Origin of the sequence: Paraglaciecola polaris LMG 21857, from assembly GCF_000315055.1 — a bacterium.
Classification (GTDB): domain Bacteria; phylum Pseudomonadota; class Gammaproteobacteria; order Enterobacterales; family Alteromonadaceae; genus Paraglaciecola; species Paraglaciecola polaris.
Genome location: NZ_BAER01000127.1, coordinates 95,324 through 118,839, shown reverse-complemented (window position 1 = coordinate 118,839; position 23,516 = coordinate 95,324). Strand labels below are relative to the sequence as shown.

Annotated in this window: 18 protein-coding genes; 4 read left to right on the top strand and 14 right to left on the bottom strand. The window is 43.9% G+C overall.

Annotated features, from left to right (window positions below):
* Nucleotides 1-59: 59 nt before the first annotated feature.
* On the bottom strand, nt 60-1,838 hold the full coding sequence (locus tag GPLA_RS20675) for a sodium:solute symporter family transporter (protein WP_007106963.1): 1,779 nt from the start codon (nt 1,836-1,838) through the stop codon (nt 60-62).
* 144 nt (nt 1,839-1,982) lie between these two features.
* Here GPLA_RS20675 and GPLA_RS20670 point away from each other — a divergent pair, with 144 nt between their 5' ends.
* On the top strand, nt 1,983-2,990 hold the full coding sequence (locus GPLA_RS20670; RefSeq protein ID WP_007106962.1) for a LacI family DNA-binding transcriptional regulator: 1,008 nt from the start codon (nt 1,983-1,985) through the stop codon (nt 2,988-2,990).
* A 411-nt stretch (nt 2,991-3,401) separates the two neighbouring features.
* Entirely contained in the window at nt 3,402-5,648 is a 2,247-nt protein-coding gene (locus GPLA_RS20665; protein ID WP_040515561.1) for a heparinase II/III domain-containing protein, read from the top strand.
* A 20-nt stretch (nt 5,649-5,668) separates the two neighbouring features.
* On the opposite strand, the gene GPLA_RS20660 is transcribed toward GPLA_RS20665, so the two are convergent.
* Nucleotides 5,669-6,619, bottom strand: a complete 951-nt coding sequence (locus tag GPLA_RS20660; RefSeq protein WP_007106960.1) for a cation diffusion facilitator family transporter — start codon at nt 6,617-6,619, stop codon at nt 5,669-5,671.
* Between the two features lie 171 nt (nt 6,620-6,790).
* Between GPLA_RS20660 and GPLA_RS20655 the strand changes: the two genes are divergently transcribed.
* Nucleotides 6,791-7,201 carry a hypothetical protein gene (locus tag GPLA_RS20655; RefSeq protein ID WP_007106959.1) on the top strand — a complete coding sequence of 137 codons (411 nt, stop codon included), beginning with the start codon at nt 6,791-6,793 and terminating at the stop codon, nt 7,199-7,201.
* Nucleotides 7,202-7,277: 76 nt separating this feature from the next.
* Here GPLA_RS20655 and GPLA_RS20650 read toward each other — a convergent pair whose 3' ends face one another.
* The 7 genes from GPLA_RS20650 to GPLA_RS20620 form a co-directional block, all read right to left on the bottom strand.
* Nucleotides 7,278-8,663, bottom strand: a complete 1,386-nt coding sequence (locus GPLA_RS20650) for an NAD(P)(+) transhydrogenase (Re/Si-specific) subunit beta (RefSeq protein ID WP_007106958.1) — start codon at nt 8,661-8,663, stop codon at nt 7,278-7,280.
* A gap of 12 nt (nt 8,664-8,675) precedes the next feature.
* The gene (locus GPLA_RS20645; protein WP_007106957.1) at nt 8,676-8,957 is read right to left on the bottom strand and encodes an NAD(P) transhydrogenase subunit alpha; all 282 of its coding nucleotides are present in this window, start codon (nt 8,955-8,957) and stop codon (nt 8,676-8,678) included.
* Nucleotides 8,957-10,126 (bottom strand): NAD(P) transhydrogenase subunit alpha, encoded by a 1,170-nt coding sequence (locus GPLA_RS20640; protein WP_007106956.1) that lies wholly within the window; start codon nt 10,124-10,126, stop codon nt 8,957-8,959. Before GPLA_RS20640 ends, GPLA_RS20645 begins: the two co-directional genes overlap by 1 nt.
* A gap of 155 nt (nt 10,127-10,281) precedes the next feature.
* Entirely contained in the window at nt 10,282-11,205 is a 924-nt protein-coding gene (locus GPLA_RS20635) for a sugar kinase (RefSeq protein ID WP_007106955.1), read from the bottom strand.
* Between the two features lie 67 nt (nt 11,206-11,272).
* Nucleotides 11,273-12,571, bottom strand: coding sequence for an MFS transporter (locus tag GPLA_RS20630; RefSeq protein WP_007106954.1), 1,299 nt, complete (start codon nt 12,569-12,571; stop codon nt 11,273-11,275).
* Nucleotides 12,572-12,704: 133 nt separating this feature from the next.
* Nucleotides 12,705-14,963 carry a polysaccharide lyase 6 family protein gene (locus tag GPLA_RS20625; protein ID WP_007106953.1) on the bottom strand — a complete coding sequence of 753 codons (2,259 nt, stop codon included), beginning with the start codon at nt 14,961-14,963 and terminating at the stop codon, nt 12,705-12,707.
* A gap of 181 nt (nt 14,964-15,144) precedes the next feature.
* Nucleotides 15,145-15,405: a hypothetical protein gene (locus GPLA_RS20620; RefSeq protein WP_153810602.1), complete on the bottom strand. Its 261-nt coding sequence runs from the start codon at nt 15,403-15,405 to the stop codon at nt 15,145-15,147.
* A gap of 260 nt (nt 15,406-15,665) precedes the next feature.
* Here GPLA_RS20620 and GPLA_RS20615 point away from each other — a divergent pair, with 260 nt between their 5' ends.
* A complete protein-coding gene (locus GPLA_RS20615) occupies nt 15,666-16,403 on the top strand; it encodes a FadR/GntR family transcriptional regulator (RefSeq protein WP_007106951.1) in 738 nt (245 codons plus the stop codon).
* Between the two features lie 100 nt (nt 16,404-16,503).
* On the opposite strand, the gene GPLA_RS20610 is transcribed toward GPLA_RS20615, so the two are convergent.
* The 5 genes from GPLA_RS20610 to GPLA_RS20590 form a co-directional block, all read right to left on the bottom strand.
* Nucleotides 16,504-17,250, bottom strand: a complete 747-nt coding sequence (locus GPLA_RS20610) for an SDR family NAD(P)-dependent oxidoreductase (RefSeq protein WP_007106950.1) — start codon at nt 17,248-17,250, stop codon at nt 16,504-16,506.
* Nucleotides 17,251-17,599: 349 nt separating this feature from the next.
* Entirely contained in the window at nt 17,600-18,793 is a 1,194-nt protein-coding gene (locus GPLA_RS20605) for an FAD-dependent monooxygenase (RefSeq protein ID WP_007106949.1), read from the bottom strand.
* 129 nt (nt 18,794-18,922) lie between these two features.
* On the bottom strand, nt 18,923-21,091 hold the full coding sequence (gene ovoA / locus GPLA_RS20600; RefSeq protein WP_007106948.1) for a 5-histidylcysteine sulfoxide synthase: 2,169 nt from the start codon (nt 21,089-21,091) through the stop codon (nt 18,923-18,925).
* A gap of 18 nt (nt 21,092-21,109) precedes the next feature.
* Nucleotides 21,110-22,237 (bottom strand): hypothetical protein, encoded by a 1,128-nt coding sequence (locus GPLA_RS20595; RefSeq protein ID WP_007106947.1) that lies wholly within the window; start codon nt 22,235-22,237, stop codon nt 21,110-21,112.
* 163 nt (nt 22,238-22,400) lie between these two features.
* Complete coding sequence (locus tag GPLA_RS20590) at nt 22,401-23,390, bottom strand: zinc transporter ZntB (RefSeq protein ID WP_007106946.1); 990 nt, start codon at nt 23,388-23,390, stop codon at nt 22,401-22,403.
* Between the last annotated feature and the right edge of the window lie 126 nt (nt 23,391-23,516).

Sequence of the window (23,516 nt, the reverse complement as noted above, 5' to 3'; positions counted from 1 at the left end):
GTGTTCAAAGATGATATGTCGAGCAAAACGCTAGTAAATTCGCACAATCAATTCGTTTGTTATGTCGCTGATTGACTTGCGGCAGCAGACTTTTTACCTGCTTTGAGCATAAACACGCTGATTGCTCCTATTATTACCGCGAGCACCAGTATGACCATCCGGCCTTCAAACGGATTGGGGATAATAAGCATCAGCGCCACGAACCCCGCGACAGCGACACCAAAGCGTCCAATGGCCGTCAATTGACTGGCGTCATTGCCCTCTCCGATTTCTTTTTCAAAGTCGATCGGCGTTTTCATATTGCTAAAGAACTTGTCAACCATTTGTCGATGAGCTGAATTTTGGCTTGGCGCAAAAAGCGTCGATATTAAAAAACCAAATACCCCAGTACCCAAGACACCAAAAAACTGCTGTTGAAAATTCCATTCAAAACCATCGCTGACCTCTTGAGAAAAACCTAAGTAACTTAATGGGATCTCGAAAAATGCCAAGCTAGAAAAAATAAGGGCACAGCCAATAGAAAGCAGCGCAGACCACCAGGGTGTTTGCCGAATAAACATGCCTAGCAGCAGCGGGATCGTAATCGGCATCGATAACAGCGTTCCCACTTGCAACATGATTTCGAATATTCCTGAGCCGTCTTGTTGGGCAAAATAAAGCGCCAACAACACAATCAAGAAGCCCATGACCCAGGTTAAAATACGTCCATAGTTCAATAATTCGCTTTCAACTTTGGGCTTCCAACGAAACATACGAGAAACTTTGGGGTATATGTCTTTGATCAGAATAGCCACGTTCGTATTGAGACCTGTATCCATCGAACTCATAGTGGCCGCCAAAATGGCCACCACAATCAATCCGATCAACCCAACAGGTAACAGGCTAATACTGGCAACCGCATAACTCGCTTCCGCTGGCTTAGCGATATCAAACGCCATCACCAGCTCAGGATATAAGAGTCGTGCAGTAATAGGTGGTAAGAACCAGATGAAGCTACCCGCCAACATGAGTACGGAGCAAAGCAGTGCGGCTTTGCGAGCTTCACGTCCGTCTTTAACAGAAAAGTAACGCGGGGCTGCATTCATGGAATTAAAGACGATAAATTGTTTTGCCATCATGGCGCTGGCCCAGCCCCAGGTATAAGCCCCGCCAAATAAGGTAGCGGAATTAACCATGCTATATTCTTCGCTTAACCCTTGCTGTTCAATTTTCAGAAATAAGTTATCGATTCCACCAAGTGCGTCTAGGCAGAGCCAAGCGACTAACAGGGTTAAAGGCACGAGAATGAGGCCTTGTAAAAAATCCGTCGCCATCACGGCCCAACGTCCACCGGTAGCGGAATAAAAAAGCACCACAATGCCGCAAACAATAATCACGTAGTTGATATCATATCCGAACACGGCAGAGCAAAAAATGCCCAAGCCGTACAGTGCCATCGCGGAATATAAAATACGTATTGGCACCTCATAATAGGCGTAAAAATCCCGTGTTGTTTCACCGAAACGACCGGCAATTGCTTCAGGAAATGTCGTCACTCTCATTTGACGCAACCAAGGCCCCATAAACAAAAAATTCACGAAAAAACCAAGCACATTGCCAAAAAAGATAAACATCGCAGAAAAACCAGATTCGTAAGCGATGCCAGCAGCCCCCGTAAAGGTCCATGCACTAAAAGCGCTCATGAAAGCACTGCTTCCAACAAGCCACCATGTACCTTTGCTTCCACCCTTAAAATAGTCATCTGTATTAGACGAGAATTTTTTGAAAACAATGCCAACGACAATAATCAATATCAGGTAGCCAACGATCACTAGGTATTCAATATTCGAGATTTGCACTTTTTTACCTCTTGTTCGGTTATCAAGGTTGTTGATAAACCAAATAACAAAATCGATTTACTAAATCGGTTTAGTTGAAGAATTTAGCATACTAATGCAGAATGTCAATATTCAGGTATTTCGCTATTTTATAGAAGTGTGTACATGCCAAAAATAAAGTTGATTGACGTTGCTGAGCTAGCTGGAGTTTCAAAAAGTACCGTTTCTCAGTACCTAAACGGCCGCTTTGATTACATGTCTGAAAAGACCAAAGAACGTATAAAGCTAGCGGTGAGCGAATTAGACTATGTACCGAACCCTATTGCCCGCAGCCTTAAAATGGATAAAACCAAAACGATTGGGGTCATCGTTAGAGATATTACCGGCTACTATACGAGCCGCACAATAAGAGGGATCGACGACTACTGCAAGACAAGTGATTACAACGTATTAATATACAATACCGACGTTGACCCTGAGATCGAAGCAAGATCGTTAGAGGCATTATACCAATTGCGTGTTGACGGCATTATCATCGCATCGTCGGGTAAAAATACCGCTCTCATTGCTAAATATATAGAGAGAGGTCTGCCTATTGTACATTTTCAACTTGAACATGATGGTAATGAAAAAAATATAATTGTGTCAGATTATCGAAAAGCTGCTTTCGAAGCGACTGAGTATTTGATTAAGTTAGGCCATCAGCGTATTTGTTTTATGACCCAAAATTTCAAAAATGTTAAATCCAGAATGGACCGTTATCTAGGGTATACCGATGCCTTGAACCATTATCAAATTCCTATTGAGCAACAGTTAATCCAATACTGGCAGCGTAAATCTGGCTTTCAACAACCCCCGACGAACATTCTTCAAACGGTTAACCCGCCGACCGCATTTTTTACCCAACACCTGGCAATTACCACTGAGTTGTTAACTGTATTAAACGAAGAAAATATATCTATACCCGATGACGTATCCTTATTAGGTTTTGACGACATCCCTATGGCTGACTTTTTTAAAGTGCCTATCACAGTCATAACCCAGAACCCATATGAAATTGGTAAAGAAGCCACCAAATTATTGCTTAACAATATCAGCAATAAGGACGCCCCTTCGCAAAAAATAATGATCCCTTGCTCCTTATCTAAAAGGTTGTCATGTAAAGAGATATAGCTATTCAGCGTCTTTGAAATAATCCCGTAGCGAAAGGATAAATAAAAACGTTAGAGCAAGATAAGACCATGGGATTGAGTAACTTACCATCACCAACATTGGGATATATGCGTGTGCCGAACCGTCTTAAGTGAAACGGCTAAAAAACATTTTACTAGCATGCGATATTCTAACCTTGAAATTGGCATGTAATTCCACCGCTAATGGTTAACTAATTGGTATAACAATTAATTGACACCTAACCTACCAATCGGTTAAATTCACCATCATCTTGTTAACAACTTGCCAATAAAACAGTTTCAATCTTTACAAGGTGTAATGTAATTTCACCTTGTACACAGCGTCACAGAATGGGACGACACTCATCTAACAATAGTCCCCTACAAGCGTGATAAATCGGAGAAAATGGCGATGAAAAAAATGAAAATCACTGCTCTTTTAGTAGTAGCAGCGACATTGAACATACCGTTAGCAGCTCAGTCTCAGGAACATCCAAACCTGATTATGACCAAAGCGGGTGTAGAGCAAGTCAGAAAAAACTTGGGAAAAGTGCCGTTATTCGATGCCTCGCTACAAAGCGTGCAAAAAGAAGTCGATGCTGAAATTGCACTTGGCATTGATACCCCACTGCCAAAAGACTTTTCAGGTGGTTATACCCACCAAAGACACAAGCTGAACTTTTTGACTGCCCAAAAAGCCGGTGCACTTTATCAAATACTGCAAGACGACAAATACGCCAAATACATTCGAGATATGCTGTTCCAATATGAAGCTATGTATCAAGACTTGCCCGTTCATCCTCAAGAGCGCTCTTACGCACGAGGAAAATTATTCTGGCAATGCTTAAATGACAGCAACTGGTTGGTTTACATGAGCCAAGCCTACGACGCCATATACGATACGCTTTCGGCGCAAGAGCGTGAAAAATTAGAGAATAACTTATTTCGTCCCTTTGCTGATTTTATTTCCATTGGTAATCCGCAATTCTATAATCGCGTGCACAACCACAGTACCTGGGGCAACGCAGCCGTGGGCATGATTGCCCTTGTGATGAACGACGAAGAACTACTGCAAAGAGCTTTATACGGTATCGAAGATGATGGCCTTGCATTAGGTGGCAGAGACAATGATGGCGGTATCATCAAGGTAGAAGGCCAAAAGGCAGGATTTTTAGCCAATCTGGAGGAACCTTTTTCACCTGATGGTTATTATACTGAAGGGCCTTATTATCAACGCTATGCCATGTATCCGTTTTTGATTTTTGGCTTGGCAATGCACAATGTTAAGCCTGAAATGCAGGTGTTTTCCCACAAAGACAATGTACTACTTAAAGGCGTAGATGCATTGCTTAATTTAACCGATGCTGATGGTGAGTTCTTTCCATTGAATGATGGTCAAAAAGGCATGTCCTATTATACTCCTGCATTAGTCACAGCCGTTGACATAGCCTATCAATACGGTAGTCAAAACCCACATTTACTCAGTATCGCCCAAAAGCAAAATGAGGTGTTGTTAGATCAATCTGGTTTGGCGGTTGCTATTGGGATCCGTGATGGCAAAGCTCAACCATTTGTGAAGAATTCGATCAACCTCACAGACGGTCAAGATGGCGAACAAGGCGGCGTCGGTGTGCTGCGCTATGGCAATGAAGATTTAACCTTAGTGTTTAAATATGCCGCCCAAGGGCTGAGCCATGGTCACTATGACAAACTGTCTTTTTCTTTGTACGAAAAAGGTGATGAAATAGTTCAGGATTATGGACTTGCCCGCTTTGTTAACATTGGCCAAAAAGGCGGTGGAAACTATTTAAAAGAAAATAAAACTTGGGCTAAAACAACCATCGCCCACAACACCCTTTCACAGAATGAAATGATGCATTTTGACGGGGACTATGAGACTGCGAGCAAACATCATTCACAGTTGTATTTTTATGAAGATAAGAATAAAGATGTTCAGGTCGTCAGCGCCACAGAAACCAATGCCTACCCTGGTACGCAGATGCATCGCACTATGGCAGTCATAAAAGCGACGGGTTTTGAAAAGCCGTTTCTATTAGACATAATGAAAGTAAACTCCGCCACAAAAAATCAGTATGACTTCCCCTTCTATTTTATGGGCCAAGTACTGAGCGAAAATTTTGCCTATGACTCCCCTGCGACCTTGACCCCATTAGGGAATAAAAATGGCTATCAACATTTGTATGTAGAGGGTAAAGGCACACCTGCAACCGACAATACGCAGTTTTCATGGCTGGGCAACGGTAAGTATTACACCTTAACCTCAGCGACAGACAAGTCCGACGAATTGTTACTGACTCGCTTGGGTGCGCATGATCCCCAGTTTAATTTACGCAGGGACGCCGCTTTGATGATTCGTAGGAAAGACAGTGACAACACCACATTTGCGTCTGTCATTGAACCCCATGGAAGTTATAGTCCGGTTTCAGAGTTGTCGGTTAATTCTGACAGCAACATTGCACAGTTAAAAATCGTACACGACGATGCAGATTATACAGCGATTACAATTAAGGACATAAAAGGACATATGAGCGTGTTTATATTAGCGAATAGAAATGCGTCGTCCTCAAAACAGCACCAATTGGCAATAGACGGCACGTCATACAGTTGGACCGGACCTTATCACTTTACTGATAATTAACGTCACTCCCTAGAGGAAGCTTACGCATCTCGGCAAGCTTCTTCTGGGAATTCAAATTCAATGGTGGTGTGGGCTAACTTATATTCATTTAAGCATTCCGCCACTTCACATTTTATTGCCAGTAGTTGCTCAGGCATGAGCACTTGCGTAAGCACCAAATGCGCCGTCAATACATGTTGCTCGCCATCCAGTGACCAAAAATGTAAGTGATGTATATCCGCCACATGTTCGATGCCATTCAATTTTTGCTTAATATTACTTTGCGTATCCCCATCAGGCACTCCTTGTAAAAATAAACCCAGCGTCAGTTGAATATTGCGCACCACGTTATATAAAATGAACAAGGTAAAAGCGATTGATAACAAGGGATCTAAAATAGGCAGATTCACAAACATCAGCACCACAGATACTATCAACACGGCTACCCAGCCCAATACGTCCTCAATTAAATGCCAGTTAAGCACCCGCTCGTTGAGTGTGTTACCGGCACTTAGTTTATAAGCAGCAAAACCATTCACTGAGACCCCAAGCAACGCGAGTAAGAACATGCCTTCTGTGTGAGGCATTTCTGGCGCAAACAGGCGAGGCACACTAACAATTAATACCCAAATAGAACCACACACCAACACAATCCCATTGAGCATGGCGGCCAACAATGACAAACGTTTAAACCCATAGGTGAAACGCTCTGTTGCTTTTTTATTGCCCGCGCGATTGAGAAACCAAGCCGTACCAATGGATAGGCTATCGCCTAAGTCATGCACTGCATCGGCCATAATAGCCGTACTATTGGTCAACCAGCCGCCAATAAACTCAATTATCGTAAAAGTGACATTCAGAAAAAAAGCCCAGCCAATCCGCGATGAGGACGGGTCTATGTGATGATGATGGCCATGAGGCCCGTGACTGTGCCCGTGATGATGTGCAGACGGACCTGAATGCTCAGAATGTTCGTTATCTTGATGTGCCATTTCCTAGCTCAATATCTAAATATATGCGTTATTACTATCATAATTAACTGAATAATTCTTCTATTGGCAGTCGTAAGACAGCTACACTAAAGCAAATACAAATAGCGTCCTGAACTTGAGCGCGATAAATGTGTCTGTGTTTGAGTTGTTAGTCCTTTATATAAGTTAAATATGCATAAATTACTGTCGCTTTTCCTTACCCCACTACTATTGACAAGTTGCGCGAGTCTACCCAGCCTAGATGATGGACTTGCCTCCTATAAAGATAAAAACATTAATAGCGTATTTCCGGTGATCGGCTTTCCAGCAGAAATTGAGGCCGCTAATAGTGAGATTAGCTACTTTTATCAAATATCACGTGAACACGTTGGCTTAATAACTGAGGCACAGCCTGCCACTGGTTTAGAGGGACAAGATCCCCTTACTGCAAAAACAATGATGCAACCCGTACAAGTGAACGTAGAATGTCAACTGACCATTATTACCGACATGGATAAAAAGATCCAACGCTGGCATTTCAAGGAAACGTACGAAGGCTGCATGTCCTATCGTGAAAAATTGGCTAATCAGCAAAATAAATAACGTCAGCTCACATAAAAAAGCCCTCATCAATATGAGGGCTTAAAGCAAGTGAAAGTAGTTTGCTTACAAAGTCTAATTAATCGTTAAACTGTCGAACAATGGTGCCTAAGGTTTCTTTGGCGTCGCCAAAAATCATTCGAGTATTCGGTTTAAAGAACAATGGGTTATCAATCCCAGCAAAGCCAGATGCCATACCGCGCTTGAGTACGAAAACATTTTTGGCTAAATCAGCATTAATGACCGGCATACCGTAAATTGGACTGCCTTTCATTTCACGTGCTGCTGGGTTAACCACGTCATTTGCGCCAATTACCATGGCTACGTCAAAGTTTTCAATACGCTTATTAATTTCGTCCATTTCAAACAAGTGTTCGTAGGACACGTCCGCTTCTGCAAGCAAGACGTTCATGTGACCAGGCATACGGCCAGCAACAGGGTGGATAGCGTAAGCCACTTCACAACCGTTTTCTTCAAGCTGTAGTTGCAATTCCTTCATTACATGCTGTGCTTGCGCGACTGCCATACCATACCCAGGGATCACCACTACCGATTGTGCGGCTTCTAAAACGTAGAAGGCATCATCAGCAGATAAAGGTTTCACTTCACCCTCTATGACCATATCTGTTTTATGTACAGCCATAAAACCAGAGAACAACACATTACTTAACGAGCGGTTCATTGCCTTACACATAATGTTGGTCAATATGATCCCGCTGGCGCCAACCAGTGAACCGGCCACAATCAAAATATTGTTCTGCAATGCAAAACCAGCAGCACAAGCAGCTAAACCTGAGTAACTGTTAAGTAATGAGATAACCACTGGCATATCCGCACCGCCAATCGGTAACACCAACATGATGCCGAACAGCAAAGATAAACCAAGCGCTATATACAGTACTTCAGTAGATGTTAATGCCAAATCAGGCTGTGCGACAAACGCATATCCCGTGGCAATAATCGCTAAAACAATAATGCCGTTAACAACAGCTTGACCGCTAAACGTCACGGCTCGGCCGGTAATACGTTCACTCAACTTAGCCCAGGCGACAATACTGCCTGAAAATGTTACACCACCAATAAGAAGCGCTAAAAAGGTTACCACTAAAATAAATGCCGTTAGACCTGCACCACTTTGAATGGTCGCCCACGCGACGAATACACTCGCGAGGCCACCAACGCCATTTAACAAGGACACCATTTCAGGCATGTCGGTCATGGCAATCAAGCGTGCAGCGAAAAAGCCCACCACTGAGCCTGCTAACATAGCGATAGCAATCCACTGAAAATTAATGATATTGTTGTCTAATAAAGTCACCACTATTGCGATTAGCATAGCTACCGCTGAAACAAGATTACCTTTACGGGCACTCGATGGGTGACCTAGCAGCTTCAGGCCATAAATGAACAAACCGGCGGCTATTACGTAGGTGAAATTAATCACTAAATCTATATTTGATGTCATATCTATTCCCGCCTACTTCTTTTTCTTGAACATGGCTAACATTCTATCGGTAACCAAGTAGCCACCAACAACATTGATGGTGGCCAAAAATACTGCGAATGCCCCCAAATACATTGTGTATTCGCCCAAGGTCTCATCACCTGCCAGCGCCAATGCGCCAACCACAGTGATACCTGAAATAGCATTCGCCCCAGACATTAACGGTGTATGCAATGTTGCGGGCACTTTTTGAATGAGTTCAAAACCAACAAAAATCGACAACAATAAAATAAACAATAAATAAATGCCTTCCATTACGCGGCCCCGTCTTTAGTAGTTTGTTTCTGTGAGGCATAGAAGTCACTTATCATAGCGTTCACCACTTTGCCTTGATGGGTAATGATGCAGCCAGACTGCACCTCATCTTCAATATTTAATGCAAAACGATTATCGTCTTTGGACCAAAATTCGCTGATCAGGTTATACAAGTTACTGGCGTACATTTGAGTAGCATGTTTTGCTACGCCATTCGCCCATGCTCCAGTCCCGATAACATTCACGCCGTGAATGCTTACCGTTTCCCCTGAGACACTACCTTGCACATTACCACCGGTTTCAGCAGCCATATCCACAATCACACTGCCCGGACGCATCAAAGCGATGGTCTCTTGATTAATCAATACAGGAGGCTTGCGACCAAACAGCTGAGCTGTGGTAATCACTATGTCTGAATCCGCAATGCATTTTGCTTGCTCGCGCTGTTGAATTTGCATTTGCTCGGGCGTCAACGCTTGAGCGTAACCTTGGCCTGTTTCGCCAGTTTCCCCTAAATTTATATCGAGAAACTTCGCCCCTAATGAACGAACTTGCTCGGCTACAACGGTCCGAGTGTCGAATGCAGTTACACTTGCCCCTAAGCGCTTAGCGGTGGCTATGGCTTGTAAACCAGCTACCCCTGCGCCAATGATAAATACTTTTGCCGGCTTCAATGTGCCTGCGGGCGTCATCATCATTGGCAATACGTTCGGTAAGGTATTAACCGCTTGCATGACCATCACATACCCAGCCAGACTTGCTTGGGAGCTCAAGGCATCCATTTTTTGACAACGGCTGATACGTGGGATCATTTCCATACTGATACTGGTAACGCCTTTGCTACACAATGTGTCTACAAAACTAGGTTCGTTGAAGGGATCGAGGTAACTGACAATCAAAGCGTCTTGTTTGACGTGTGCCACATCATCACCTGCCAGCTTATGTAAGCTTAATATGATGTCACCTTGTGTTAACAACGCGCTACGATCCGGAGCCACAGTTGCGCCCGCGGCGATAAAATCCTCATCAGAGACATGAATGTGCTGGCCTAAACCAGATTCAATGAGCACATCTGCGCCCAATAATTTGTATGCCTTTACGTTAACGGGCAAAAGCGCACAGCGCTTTTCGCCAGCTTTCACTTCAGCTGGAAATGCAATAGTAGGCATAGGCCCTCCAAGTTTTGTTACAATTTGACTCACAACAGTGCACGAACTATGCACTGCTAAAGTGCAAGTTAGTAATTCAAATTAGTTATATAGAATATGTAAAAAACGTTATAGAAACGTAAACTTTCATTAATTGCAGTGATGAATGTCAACTTCTATTGATTGAGACGTTGCTTAAACTCTGCTTCGGGCGTGATCGCACCTGGGTACTGAATAACAATGGCAGCTGCCTTGGAGGCAAGACTAACCGCGTGTTCTATCTCTTTACCCGCAAGCCGAGCCCCCAGGTAAACACCATTAAATGAGTCCCCTGCAGATGTGGTATCGACTACATTTTCAACAGGCGCTATAGGTAGATGAATAAGATTACTGCCTAATTGGCAATACACGCTGTTAGCACCATTTTTTATGACTAATTCATGAATATCATAAGGTTGGCAGAATTCTAGGATTTCGCTGAGCTGGGTTAGCCCATAAAGCTGTGAAAAATCATCAATGCCCGGTAACAAGATGTCTGTTAGTTCGTAGGCAAGATGGAATTGCTCTTGTGCTTCTTTTGGCGAGCGCCATAATCGAGGCCGATAATTAGGATCGAATGCGAGTGTGACACCGTTTGCTTTCAAACGTTTGAGCATCGCCCAAAATGCCGGACGATCTTGCGGATGTATGACCGCTAATGAAATACCCGAGAAGAAAACTAAATCACTGTCGAACATGGATTCAATCACACCTTCATCGACAAAACGCATTAGCTGTCTGGCTGCGGAGTTTTCACGCCAATACAAAAACGAACGCTCTCCTTGATCATCCGTTTGAACCAAATATACCCCAGGGTTCTGCTCACTTTTACGAGATAAGTACTGGTTATTCAAAGACGCCTGCTGACAATGATGCAATAACTTATCACTGACTACATCTTTGCCAAGAGCGCTCATAAAACACACGTTTTGCTCTGGGAAACCGCGCTTCTGATAGACCGCGGTATTGTATGCATCACCAGCAAAAGACTGATGCATGACACCATCTTTGCCTTCACGCAATTCCAACATACATTCGCCAATCAACACTACTTTTTGCATATTACACCCTGGGTATAGTTCGTTTATAAAACCTAGTGAACTTCATTAATATTGTTGAGATAACACCTTACTTAAGGCTTTTTAAAGGCTCTACTTTTGGAATAAGGATCCAAATCGCGAGCATGGCAATAACCGCTAACGATGCGCCAATAACAAAAGCTGGGGTGTAGTTACCATCAGCGGTCAAAATTGGCACCAATGCTGTCAATCCTAACGCGCCTAATTTGGCCGCCATGCCGGAGAAACCTGAGAGCGTACCTACCGCTTTTTTACCGTATAAATCACTGGGCAGTGTTTGCACATTGCCTATCGCAGTTTGAAAACCAAATAAAATGACCGCCATGATCATGACAGCAGAAGTAGGGCCACCGGGATCCGCCATGGACAACAACGCTGGCAACATAATCAAACAACCCAGACTAATCGTTAATTTACGGGTTTTATCAACCGTCCAACCGGCCTTGATGCGGTTTTGCGCAAGTAGTCCACCAAACCAAGCGCCAAACATGGCTCCCACATAAGGCACCCAACCGTAAATACCAATCGCTTTAACATCCATTGCGTACACTTCGTTTAGGTAGATAGGGATCCAGAAAACAAATAACCACCAAATAGGATCAATGGCTGCAGAAGCGATAATCACCCCCCAGCTTTGTTTACGCGAGAGCAATTCTGCTGTTGATGGATTATATTCCTCATCATCGTTGTTATTATCAACGTTTAGCGTTCTCTGGCCGGTTAAAATATATTCACGTTCCTCATCGGTGATCCAAGGGTGCGACTTAGGCGGCGCCTTGACCAAAACAATCCAAGGAACAAGCCACAACAATCCAACCAAGCCTATTACCACAAACACCATTTGCCAGTTAAAAAATACCGTTAAATAAGCGATAAGTGGAATGGCAATAATGCCACCAATGGCCGCTCCTGAATTAAAGATCCCTTGGGCTAAAGCGCGCTCTTTGCTCGGGAACCAATCCGCATTACTCTTAGCTGCGCCAGGCCAGTTACCGGCTTCTGCCATACCCAAGACTGCACGAAAGATACTAAAACTAAGCACGCCCTGAGCAAATGCATGGGCCGCCGTAGCCAGTGACCAAACACCGATAGAAATCACAAAACCTAAGCGCGTACCGACCCAGTCAAAAATCTTTCCGAAAATAGCCTGACCAAAGGCATAAGATAAAATGAAAACCATGGATATGTTTGCATATATCTGTTTACGTTCGAAATCCGATTCATTTGGAAAAAGATCTTCAACAATATCGGGCCATAGTACGCTCAGTGCCGAGCGGTCTATGTAGTTAATCACGGTTGCTAGGGCAACTAGCGTGACCACCCACCAACGCAAATTTTTCATTTTCATATTTTTATACTCTTGTTTGCCTAACGTAATTATTAGACCAAAAACCGACTACGGACTCAGATATACACTGCTTAGCTCAGACAACATGCTAGTCAACCGTTATGTTGAGATTCAACACATCAACAGCACTGTCTTATAGGCTGGTATTTCCAGTCATTTTTATAGTTGCACCACTTAATGGAAAAAGTTGCTTAATCATAGGTTCAGGACTGCCTTCAAACACATTATTCGTGATTGAGGTTTTAGGCTGCCCTACCGTATGATCGATAATCACAGGTGCGCTATTAATAAACGTATTGCTCATAATGTTAGTTACCTGCACACCTAATAGCGTAAGGGATCCATTAGACTTATTGCGTTTACCCTTGCCGATATCATTGAATTGATTATTGCTTAGCACAACATGGGGTCCAAAGGTGCTTTCGTCGGTACCGCCGCGGTAGACCTTAGCAATGGCGCCTTCAACATCTTCTATCGTTGAATCACTTATGGTCAGATACTCGACGTTATATATCCCTAAATCATCTAGCTCTTTGTTTAAGCGAAATAAATCCCCAGTGATATGGCTAAACTGACTGTTAGTTACCCTAATGTAGTCTGCAAAGCTGCGATTGCCCGCATCAAAAAAGTGATAGGAGTGATTAATGTCCAAATGTTCAAAAACACTGTTTTCAATCACTAAGCGGTAGTTTTGTTGCATGGGTAAACGGGTGGTACGAATAAGGGTATTTCCTGCTGCATCGGGCGCGTTTGATGCGTCAACGCGTACGCCATCTAACGTCAAATTACCGAAGTTACTGATTTCGAATAACGTTGAGCGCAGAGGATAAATTACCGCAGTATGTTTTTGCTTGGCACGAATAGTGATGGTTTTATCCATGCTGAGGATCTTAGAAACACGGTAGGCACCAGCTTGTAGCTCAAGTACATCGCCCGTTTTGGCTTGTGCAATCGCATCAAACAAGGTGTTATCACCAGGGGATACGACTATAGTCTTCCCTGAATCAAACGCCACATCCGGTTCCGTTTTTGGATACCAACTGACCCCCACTTGGTCTTTACGAATGGGCGTTAAGTCCCGGCTAACGCCCAGTTTCTGCTGCGCTTTATCGCTAGGATACAGTAGTCCGTTAGCGGCCCGCGTCATGGTGATTGTCTGTTGGTCAAAGCCAGTATCTATACTGGCCGTTGCGTCTTTATTTAACAGATTATTTGCAAACTCTATACCGCTGATATCATCAAAAATGTCAATGCCGTCAGAGCCGTGATGATTCACAATAATGTTGTTTTTCATTACCGAGTTAACAGGCGTAGCCGTACGTTCTTTGTCACTACCAGCGGCAAATTGAATATGTTCAACATCCACTAATGTATTGTGTTCAATCAACGCATTATTCACTTGATGATAACGATTGATTTTCGAATTAGGCACGCCGTTCATAACCGTTAATCCACTACCAAAACGGTACCCTGTCAGTCCTTCCAGATAGTTATTACGAATAATTTGGTCACTATTGATTACGCGTATACCGCCCGTGTGGTCGACACCATTACCAAAGAACACGTTATTCTCTACAAGGTTACCATTCCCGTGTCTTAGGGTTAGCGTACCCCGCGATTCGAAAAACACGTTATTGCGAATGGTGTTTTTACCTGACTTATTAGAAATGATTTCAACTTCACCGTTACAGCGGTCGAAATAGTTATTTTCAATCCTAGTGAATGAGTCAGTAAGTGAATAGTGGCTAGTCCCAATACGTAACGTTTCACCGCCATTTGAGCCTAAAGTAGGCCGCGGTCCGAAGTAGTTATGATCAATGCGATGATGGTTTTGTTGGCTTGCTTCTGTCGTCAAGCGCACAGCCATAGTGACACCTGCATTACGTTTCCCCACCAAGTGATTGTGGTCAAACCGATTATATTGACCGTACATCATCACCCAACTGTCTTGCTCGAACTTTTCGGGGTTGCTGAAATTGTCGATAACCACTTCAGTAATTCGACTGTAATTAGCCACATCTTCTTTATTTCGACGAAAGGCGATGACTTCACCTGTCGGTGTGTAACCATCTTTAAAGACTAAGCCGGTGACCAGCAAATGTTCGCCGGCAAGACGCAAGTTTGACTGGCCTGTTAGAAACACTTTGCCAGACGTTTGACCACGCAAAGTAATAGGTTGCTCTTTAGTGCCTTTGCCATTAAATAAAATCTCGAAATTCTGCCATGTGCCGTCAGCTAAAATGATGCTGTCCCCTGGCTGAACTTTTTTCAGCGCATTTTCATACGCTTGCGGATCGCTGACAAGGAAATCTGCCGCAGTTGCGTTGCTACATGCAATCAATAATAGCGATAACAGAGCGGGGCGTGTTAGGAAATGAAAATTCGCGCGCATAAGTAAGTGCTCAATCCTGTGTAAAAATGTTTGTTAACAAAGTTAATATTTACCGATGTTGTTAACCATGTACCGCGTTGCGGCTAAATAATAAGTGCGCTTTGCACGTGCGGGTGCAAAACGCCCTTTAGAAAGTATGGCAAGGTGACTTATGCCACCCTGCCTGTCAGCCGTAATTGCATCAACGATTACCACTGTGCTTTTTATCGCTTAGTGACCAAATTTGCGAGCCACGTAAACTAAAAACCTTGATGACTTGAACGTCATTCTCTTCGATTTTTGCTACGTCTGCGTTTTGTGTCGTTAAATCAGTATCTTGAGCATGAACGCTCCAAGAGCTCGCCAACATACACACAAGTGTAGAGGTACAGAGGGTTTGTGTAAGTGGACGACTGAACCGATACTCATCAAGAGCACGACTTATTTTATTTAGCTTCAGCATTACTATCATTCGTTTTTCGCTTTGCTTTACATATACAGACAGCTTAATGTAACCAATACTTGAATTAAATGTCAAACTAATATTAACCAATTTAACAAATATGTTATTACCAATAAATTACCTATTGGTAATAATCAAAGTTAATAGTATGCTGCATTATTGTTAAAACATGCTATACCTAATGCTAAAGGGCTTGCATAATCTGAAGTTGTGGTAGAATAGCTGCAAGTAGTAGGTATTACACAAAGTGGGAAGTTAAAATGAAGAGTCGTCGATTATTCTGGAATATAGTCGAAAAAATTGAACAGCTTATCGAGTCAGGGTTATATCAGCCCGGTAGCCGCTTGCCCCCAGAGCGAGAGTTAGCTGAAACCTTCAATGTTAGCCGCCCCACTATTCGTGAAGCTATTATTGCTCTTGAAGTGCGCGAGCGAGTTGAAGTTAAAACAGGGTCTGGCGTATATGTGTTAGCAAATAAACGTGCCCCGAAGCAATTGCATAATATTAGTGCATTTGAACTCACTCAGGCCCGGGCACTAGTGGAAGGTGAAGCCGCAGCGCTGGCCGCTACCACTATTACCGATGAAGAATTAATGGATTTGAAAAGCACACTGGACGCGATGGAGAAGGACGAAAACTCCGAACACGCTGATCGTGATTTTCATATGATCATTTCTCGTGCCACACGAAACAACGCCATATTAATGGCAGTGGAAAACCTCTGGCAAGTACGTGACACCAATGTAGATGTTAAAACCGCATACAAAGGCGTATGTAGCCAAAGTAGCTCAAAACGTCTGCACGAACATACCGCTATCTATCAGGCCCTAAAAAAGCGTGATACCCAAGCAGCACGGGCAGCCATGCACCAACACTTCAATCGTTTGATCAACGCATTATTCGAAGCCAAAGAAGCTCAAGCATTAGAAGAAGTCCGCAGGCAAACTATTGAAACTCGCGGGCTATATTCACTGTCTCACGTATTAAGAGAGGCCTGATAGAAGTTAAGGCATTTCACCGCCTCTTCCTTTACTTAGGAATTACAGCCAATAAAAAAGCCAACATATGTTGGCTTTTTTTGTCTAGCTGGTGGCTAGTTTATGAGAACAGCATACCGCCGTTAATATCAACGTTAGTACCTGTCATATAAGATGCTTCATCTGACGCTAAAAAGGCCACTAGTTTGGCGACTTCTTCAGAGTTACCTTCACGTTGAAGTGCAGTTGAACCTGCTACTTTAGTACGCACAGCGTCTGGCGTAAAGGTATCGTGGAAACCTGTGCTGATCATGCCTGGGCAGACACCGTTCACACGAATATCAGGACCAAGCTCCTTGGCTAACCCACGAGTGAATGTCATAACAGCACCCTTAGATGTAGCATAAATTGCAGCACCACCGCCGCCGCCATCGCGACCAGCTTGAGATGCCAAGGTTACTATACTGCTGCCTTTAGGCATATGAGGAATGCATGCATGCGTCATCATAAAGAGTGAGGTTAAATTCAGATCCATCACTTTATGGAAATGACTCAAGCTCATGTCAGCGACTTTAACGCGCTCCACCAAACCACCTGAAACATGAACTAAACAGTCCACCTTGCCAAATTGCTCAACGGTACTTTGTACACATGCATCTACATCTTGTTGCTGAGTTAAGTCAGCTTTAATTGCGACTGCACGTACACCAAGCTTTTGAATTTCATCAACTGCACTTTGTGCGGTAGCTTCACTGGCGAGATATGTAATAACTACATCTGCTCCACGGCCTGCCAACTCTAATGCACAAGCGCGACCTATATCACGTCCACCACCTGCCACTATGGCTACTTTGCCTTTCATCGTCATAACGTTCTCCACTGGATATCTAAATTAGCAAATAAGTAAACTTTCAATTAGTTGCTCCAGGGAGCACCGCACAGCCCACCGAAGTGTTTTACCAATCCAAGTCTACTGCGCTAAAATACCTAATTAACCAGGCGATTGTCAACCAATTATTTACATTTGGCATTACCAATTGTCTTTTGCTGGTGATTGTTATTAAAAGTATGCTATAACAATTGGCTGCAAGGACGTATCTCGAATGACCTTTAATCGTACAGACATACTTTTTATAACCCATTCGATTGGTCATGGATGACCTCATACAATTAATCAAAAGATTCATCGTGTTCTTGACCAATTAAGCACTGATTAATTATTGAGTATTATTATAATGATAAATGAATGCCATAGGCAATGAAGCCAACCTCGGAAATAAACGACTCGTCGCTTTTAACATCGTCAGCTTAGCCTTAGCGCTAACGCCTTTCATATGATAAAGATCAGCATTATTTGCCGCCATCTGTTGTACCTTTGTCACTCGAGCAGAGCGCGCTAATTGGTATGACAGCAAGCCATTATGTATATCTTCGGCATTTTCCAGGGCATTTGCCAAACTGAAACCATCTTCAATTGCCATTGCTGCTCCTTGGGCCACAAATGGCAACATAGGATGACAAGCGTCACCGAGCAAGGCAACTTGACCATCAACCCAACTAACCAAGGGTTGGCTGGCAAACAATCCCCATAAAAAACAACTGTCGAGTTTGTTGAGTAATTGAGTTACGTCTGGATGCCAAGATGAAAATGCTTGCCGCAACTCACTAATATCACCCGGCACGCTCCAGCGCTCATCGTTCCACTGTTCACGCTCTTGCACCGCGATAACATTTATTTCTTCGCCGCCGCGCACGTAATAACTGACCAAGTGCGCCCCAGGGCCAATCCACAAGTTTGCCTCAGGTTTAACCAGACTGGCGGGAACATCTTTACTTTTCAGTGTGCCGCGCCAAGCGACATGTCCGGTAAATTCTAGAGCTGACTGGGGTAACATACATTTTTTTACCGATGAGCGAATACCATCGGCCCCAACCAATACATCACAGCGCAATTGACCACCATCATGGAGCCTGATGAGTACCTCTGTGCCGGTACTCCCCGCAACATGTTGATAATGTTCAACTTGCGCATTTAGGCTTATTTTCACTCCACGCTCAAGCGCGGCTTGGTATAAAACACGATGTAAATCTGCCCGATGTACATGAACATAGGGGGCCGCATATTTTTGTCGTGCTTCTTGGCCTAACGGCATACGCAAGTATTCGCTACCGTCTTGATAGTGGCGCATAGTCGCATATTGGGGTAAAAAGCCTAACGACAAAATTGCGTCACTGAGCCCGAGTTGCATTAGTACATGCATCGCATTGGGGCTCAATTGAATACCAGCTCCGACTTCGCCAAGTGCATCACTTTTTTCCAGTACATGCACCGTAAATCCCTTACGTTTAAGGGCTAGTGCAGCACTTAATCCACCAATACCGCCACCAGCAATAATTATGTTATTAGGCATTGAATACTTTCACTCTCCCAGTGCACATCGTCTCACGTGCCATAAAAATCAGTGCCAAAGTGTATCAGTATCAATCATAAAAAACGCCGCTCAATGCGGCGCTTTGGTTTGATTAAATATGCTCATCCGTTAGCGCTTTCGCCACATAGTCAAATGATTGTGCGCACGAGCACTGGTGCGATTATCTATTTGAACGTCACTGGTCAACTCATCTTCTATGAGCAAATCACAGCTTTGCCCCAGGATATACTTGAGCTGTGCTGCGCTTGTTTGGTTTTCACCGTTGATCTTAACCCCTCCGAGCCACTTGCTTTTAGGCGTGATGTCTTCATTCCACGCGTATGCGCTGGTTAACAGCAAAATACCTCGTGGATTTAAGCGCGCTAACATGGTGTGCAGAAAGGTTTGTGGATCATACAGTTGGTCCAACATGCGGTGGGCCACAATAAGATCATAGTGGTTGAATTGCGGTTTTAAATTATGCCCGTCTCCTTGCGCAAAGTTGAGGTTTTCTGGCTTGTGTATGAAGCCCAGCTCATGACGATTGATTTCGATAAACTGTTGTAACTCTCCTTCCGTTGGCAAAGCGTAGCGCAGTTGACCATGGTCTTTTAAATGCAGGCAATGCTGAATATGGCGGGCAGTTAAATCAATACCGTCAACGTCAGTAAATACACGACTAAGTTCGAACGCTAAACGCCCTGTTCCGCACCCCATATCCAAGGCCTTATTTGGCTTGCACAGTTCATCATCAATCATGGATTGGCAAAGCGCCAAAACTTGTTGTAAATCATGTTCGAACAAAGCACTTTTCGGTCCGTATTGATGGTGTAACATACGACTGATGTCGGTTTGGTTTTCATATTGGTTGACCGGCGTTAACGGGATGCTCTCACTACTCGACTGGACATATCTAAAGCCCGCATGTTGATAGAAATGACGGCGAAATGCATATCGTGAATCCCGGGTTGCTTCATTGCCGGTAGAAATCCAAGAGCCACCTTTAATGAGATTGTGTCTTCCATCAAATGTAGGTGTGGAAAAATCATCGTACAAAGGATGTACCTGAAACCCATCAAAACCATCAATCGGGCTCTCAGTCCATTGCCATACATTACCAATGACATCAAAAAACGCCCCCTGAGAGAAGGCATCGACGGGGCATGAGGACGCATAATACTCTAGGTTTATATTTCCAGGGGCCTCTTGCCAGAGCGGCAAGTCAGTGGATAACGTATCCCGCAGTACTTGCCATTCCGCTTCTGTGGGTAAACGCACGAACCCTGGTAACTGAGTCGTTTTCCAGTTACAAAATGCTTTGGCTTCAAGGTAATTCACTTCAACAGGCCAACTAAGTGGCAGAGAAATATAATTGAGTAGATTACGCTGCAGGTATTGGCCATTTAATGTAGACCAAAAGCGCGGCATAGTTGCTTTGGTATACATCAACCATTCTTTACCCTCTTGCGTCCAATAATCAAGATGCTCATAGCCACCCGCTTCGACAAATTCCATGAATTCTTGATTGGAGACTAACGTTTCACTGGCATGAAAATCCGCTACCAACAGATTCGAAATGCCATATTCGTTGTCCCAGCCATATGTGTCATTATCCACAGGTTTGCCCAATCGAACGTGCTGGCTAGGAACCAATTTCAAAGTATTCTTGAATCGTTCATACGAATCATTTGCGCACGTTGGATAACTTGGCCACTGGCCGTTATCGGTTAAATATTCACTGTCCAGCATGCGCATAATGACCGAAGACGTTTCAATATGAATGCCTTCGTGCTCAGCTCCCATCAGTATTATCCACGCGGGTGAGTCTTGGGAAATTGGCAGTGTTAGTGCCATATTATCAATAAGGTCACTGACCATGGTTTTGACTTTATTCCGGTACGCGCGCACCGCATCCACCGTCGGCCATTGATAATTGTCCGGTGACAAATCATCCCATGACATTTCATCGACTCCCACGGCACAGGTAGACTCAATGTTGTTATCTACCCGTTGCTGAATATAATTACCGAGCAGTAACTTGTTCACGTAAAAAACTGCAGTATGGCCATAATAGAATATCAGTGGATGGCGCAGAGGCTCAGGCCGAAGATAAAAAGCTTTATCATCGTTTATCAAGTCGAACAACGATTCGTACAGTGCCCAGTTTTGCAGAAAATAACGCTTTAGTTCGGCGCGTTTTCCCCCAACGCTAGCGCCGCTCAGCAAGGGCGGTTTATGTAACCTAGGTAACTGACCTAGTGCAGGATTGTTTGGTGCTTTTAAATTTTGTGCATACATATTGTTCAACTTCTTTGATTATGTCGTCAATGCCACAGAAAAACGGCCTAAAAACTCAGCTTGTAACCAACTACCAACAGAATCGAATTGCCCGCTAAAAGCCGTTTGGCAGTGATGGTCGATTTGTTGTGCAAACCAGCTTTGTTGAGAGAATAAAGACAAGGCACCCAGCCTCATCGACCCATCAACAGCATGCAAATCCATTAACGACGTTGGAAAAGCGCAGCTAGAAAAGCTTGGAGGTAAGCTATTCTCGTTTTGCCAGCTCTCGATTCCTTGCAACACGTTAAGTAGAATAAAGATCATATTTAAATATGGATCATAAGCATGACTCGTAGCGCCTATTCGATGCTCTACTCGGGCTGTTTTTTTCCAATTGTGGCTGTAACTCAACACTTGGTTATTTGCCCCATATAACAAAGGTTCCTGGCCCATGAGCTGATTATGTTTTCCTAACTCTTTATATAAGGCAATACTGCCTTGGTGCCCGCCTGAAAGTAGAAATGGTGAGCTTAATTCTGCATCTAAGCCGTATTCAGTGCGCAACGTCAGGCGTTTAAACGCGTCCTCTTCAGGTAAAAACAGGACACAGCACGCCAAGCTATTTATCAATAAGTGGTATTGGATCCATTCCCCAAGAGTAGAGTCCGGGATTAAATTATTATCTTCGTCGTCCGCCACACTCACATTCATTTGAATGGCATTGGGAATATGCACAGATCGTTTGTCCGTAGAAAAAATAGCACCTGAACCAGGCACATATCTTCCTTTATCAGCCGCCCAAGCGACGGGCTTTAACAGCACATTTTGAGCGCCGAAGCGACGCATAATTATCGGCAAAAGCCGCATGGCATTGGCTAAGTCTTGTGCTTCTTTTAGTGGCGATTGCCCGTTAAACAACGACACATATTCCCATTGCTGGTGCCAAAATTCCGTTTTCAATTCACCATTGATACCGAGGTTACGCAAGGTCTTGTTTACCCCAGCAAAATCCAGCGAATGGGCAACACTCGCCGTTTCATAAACGCCTTCAAGTTCAACATGCACCAAAGCTTTAAAGCCCCGCTCAGCCACACGCGCTAACAGCTGAGTGATAACCTGCTGACTGACGTATTGATTGCTTGCTGTTGTCGTTATTGACTGCACAGCGCCCCTTAATCGTTTAGTTCTGACCGCGCTGACCTGCGCAAAATATATTCTGAATTTTCAATACGCTCAGAGACCGAAAAAGTGCAGAAATAATTGCATTTTTATATCCCTAAGCGATACGTGTTAATCAGTGCTACATGGGCTCAACTGTGCTTGATACTTAAAACCACTTTTTCCAGATCATAAAACTCCCCAGCAGCGCTACCAGCCCAAGCATAGAAAATGTCAGTACATTAAATGCTTCTGGATTGTCAGTACCCGGTAAACCGCCAACATTCATTCCGAATACCCCGGTTAAAAAAGACAGCGGTAGAAAAATAGCCGTAACCAAAGACAGTACATACATCACCATACCTTGACGGTCAGCAATGCGGTTACGCACTTCATCTTGCAAAACAATAGAGCGCTCCCGGGCTAAATCTAAATCTTCCACGTAGCGAGTGGTTCTATCGCTCAACTCTCGCAATGTAAACGCCTGTTCGCCCGTTAAAAATTGATTACTGCGATACAATGTATCCAATGCATCACGCTGAGGGGCGAGATAACGACGAATAGCCGCAGCTTGCCTGCGCACGACTGACAGACGCTGGCGAGCTTGAAGATCCATAGACTCAGCGGTTTCAAAGGTCACTAATTCGTCGTCTAGAATATCAACCATCTCACTGATGCGATCCACGACACGTTCAATGATTTCCAGCAACAAATCGCCAACACTACTGATCACCACGCCTTGCTCAATATCATTTTTGACATCTTGCACTGAAAGTAGTTTTCGGCCTTGGCGCCGTGTGGACACTATACCTTTATCGGTCAGCCATAAACGCAAAGACACCATGTCTTCTGGGTCCGCATCAGGGTTAGTATTGATACCCCGTAAGTAGACCAATAGGCCTCCTTCAATTGCCAAGGTTTTAGGGCGTGTTTCAAGGGCCAGTAAAGAATCAGCTACCGGCTGGGGAAGGCCTAAATCGTCCATCGTTTGCTCGGCATCGAGCGTATCAGATTGCAAATGCACCCACGTAAAACCTGTGTTTTGTTCAGCCGTTTTCAACTCTTTTGGATCGAGGGGCTTAGCGATACCATCAGCAAAGTAATAGGCCCAAAGAAAGCTATCGCGCTGATTTAATGATGATTGTTGATTGTCTTGCATGGTGATACTCCCACCGAACGATTAGTGGGGCGAATATAAAACACCTCATTGAGGATGCAAACTTGTTTTTAGCGCCTAAGGATTCAAAAATACAGAAAAGGTGTACACTAGTGGCACATAGTCGCA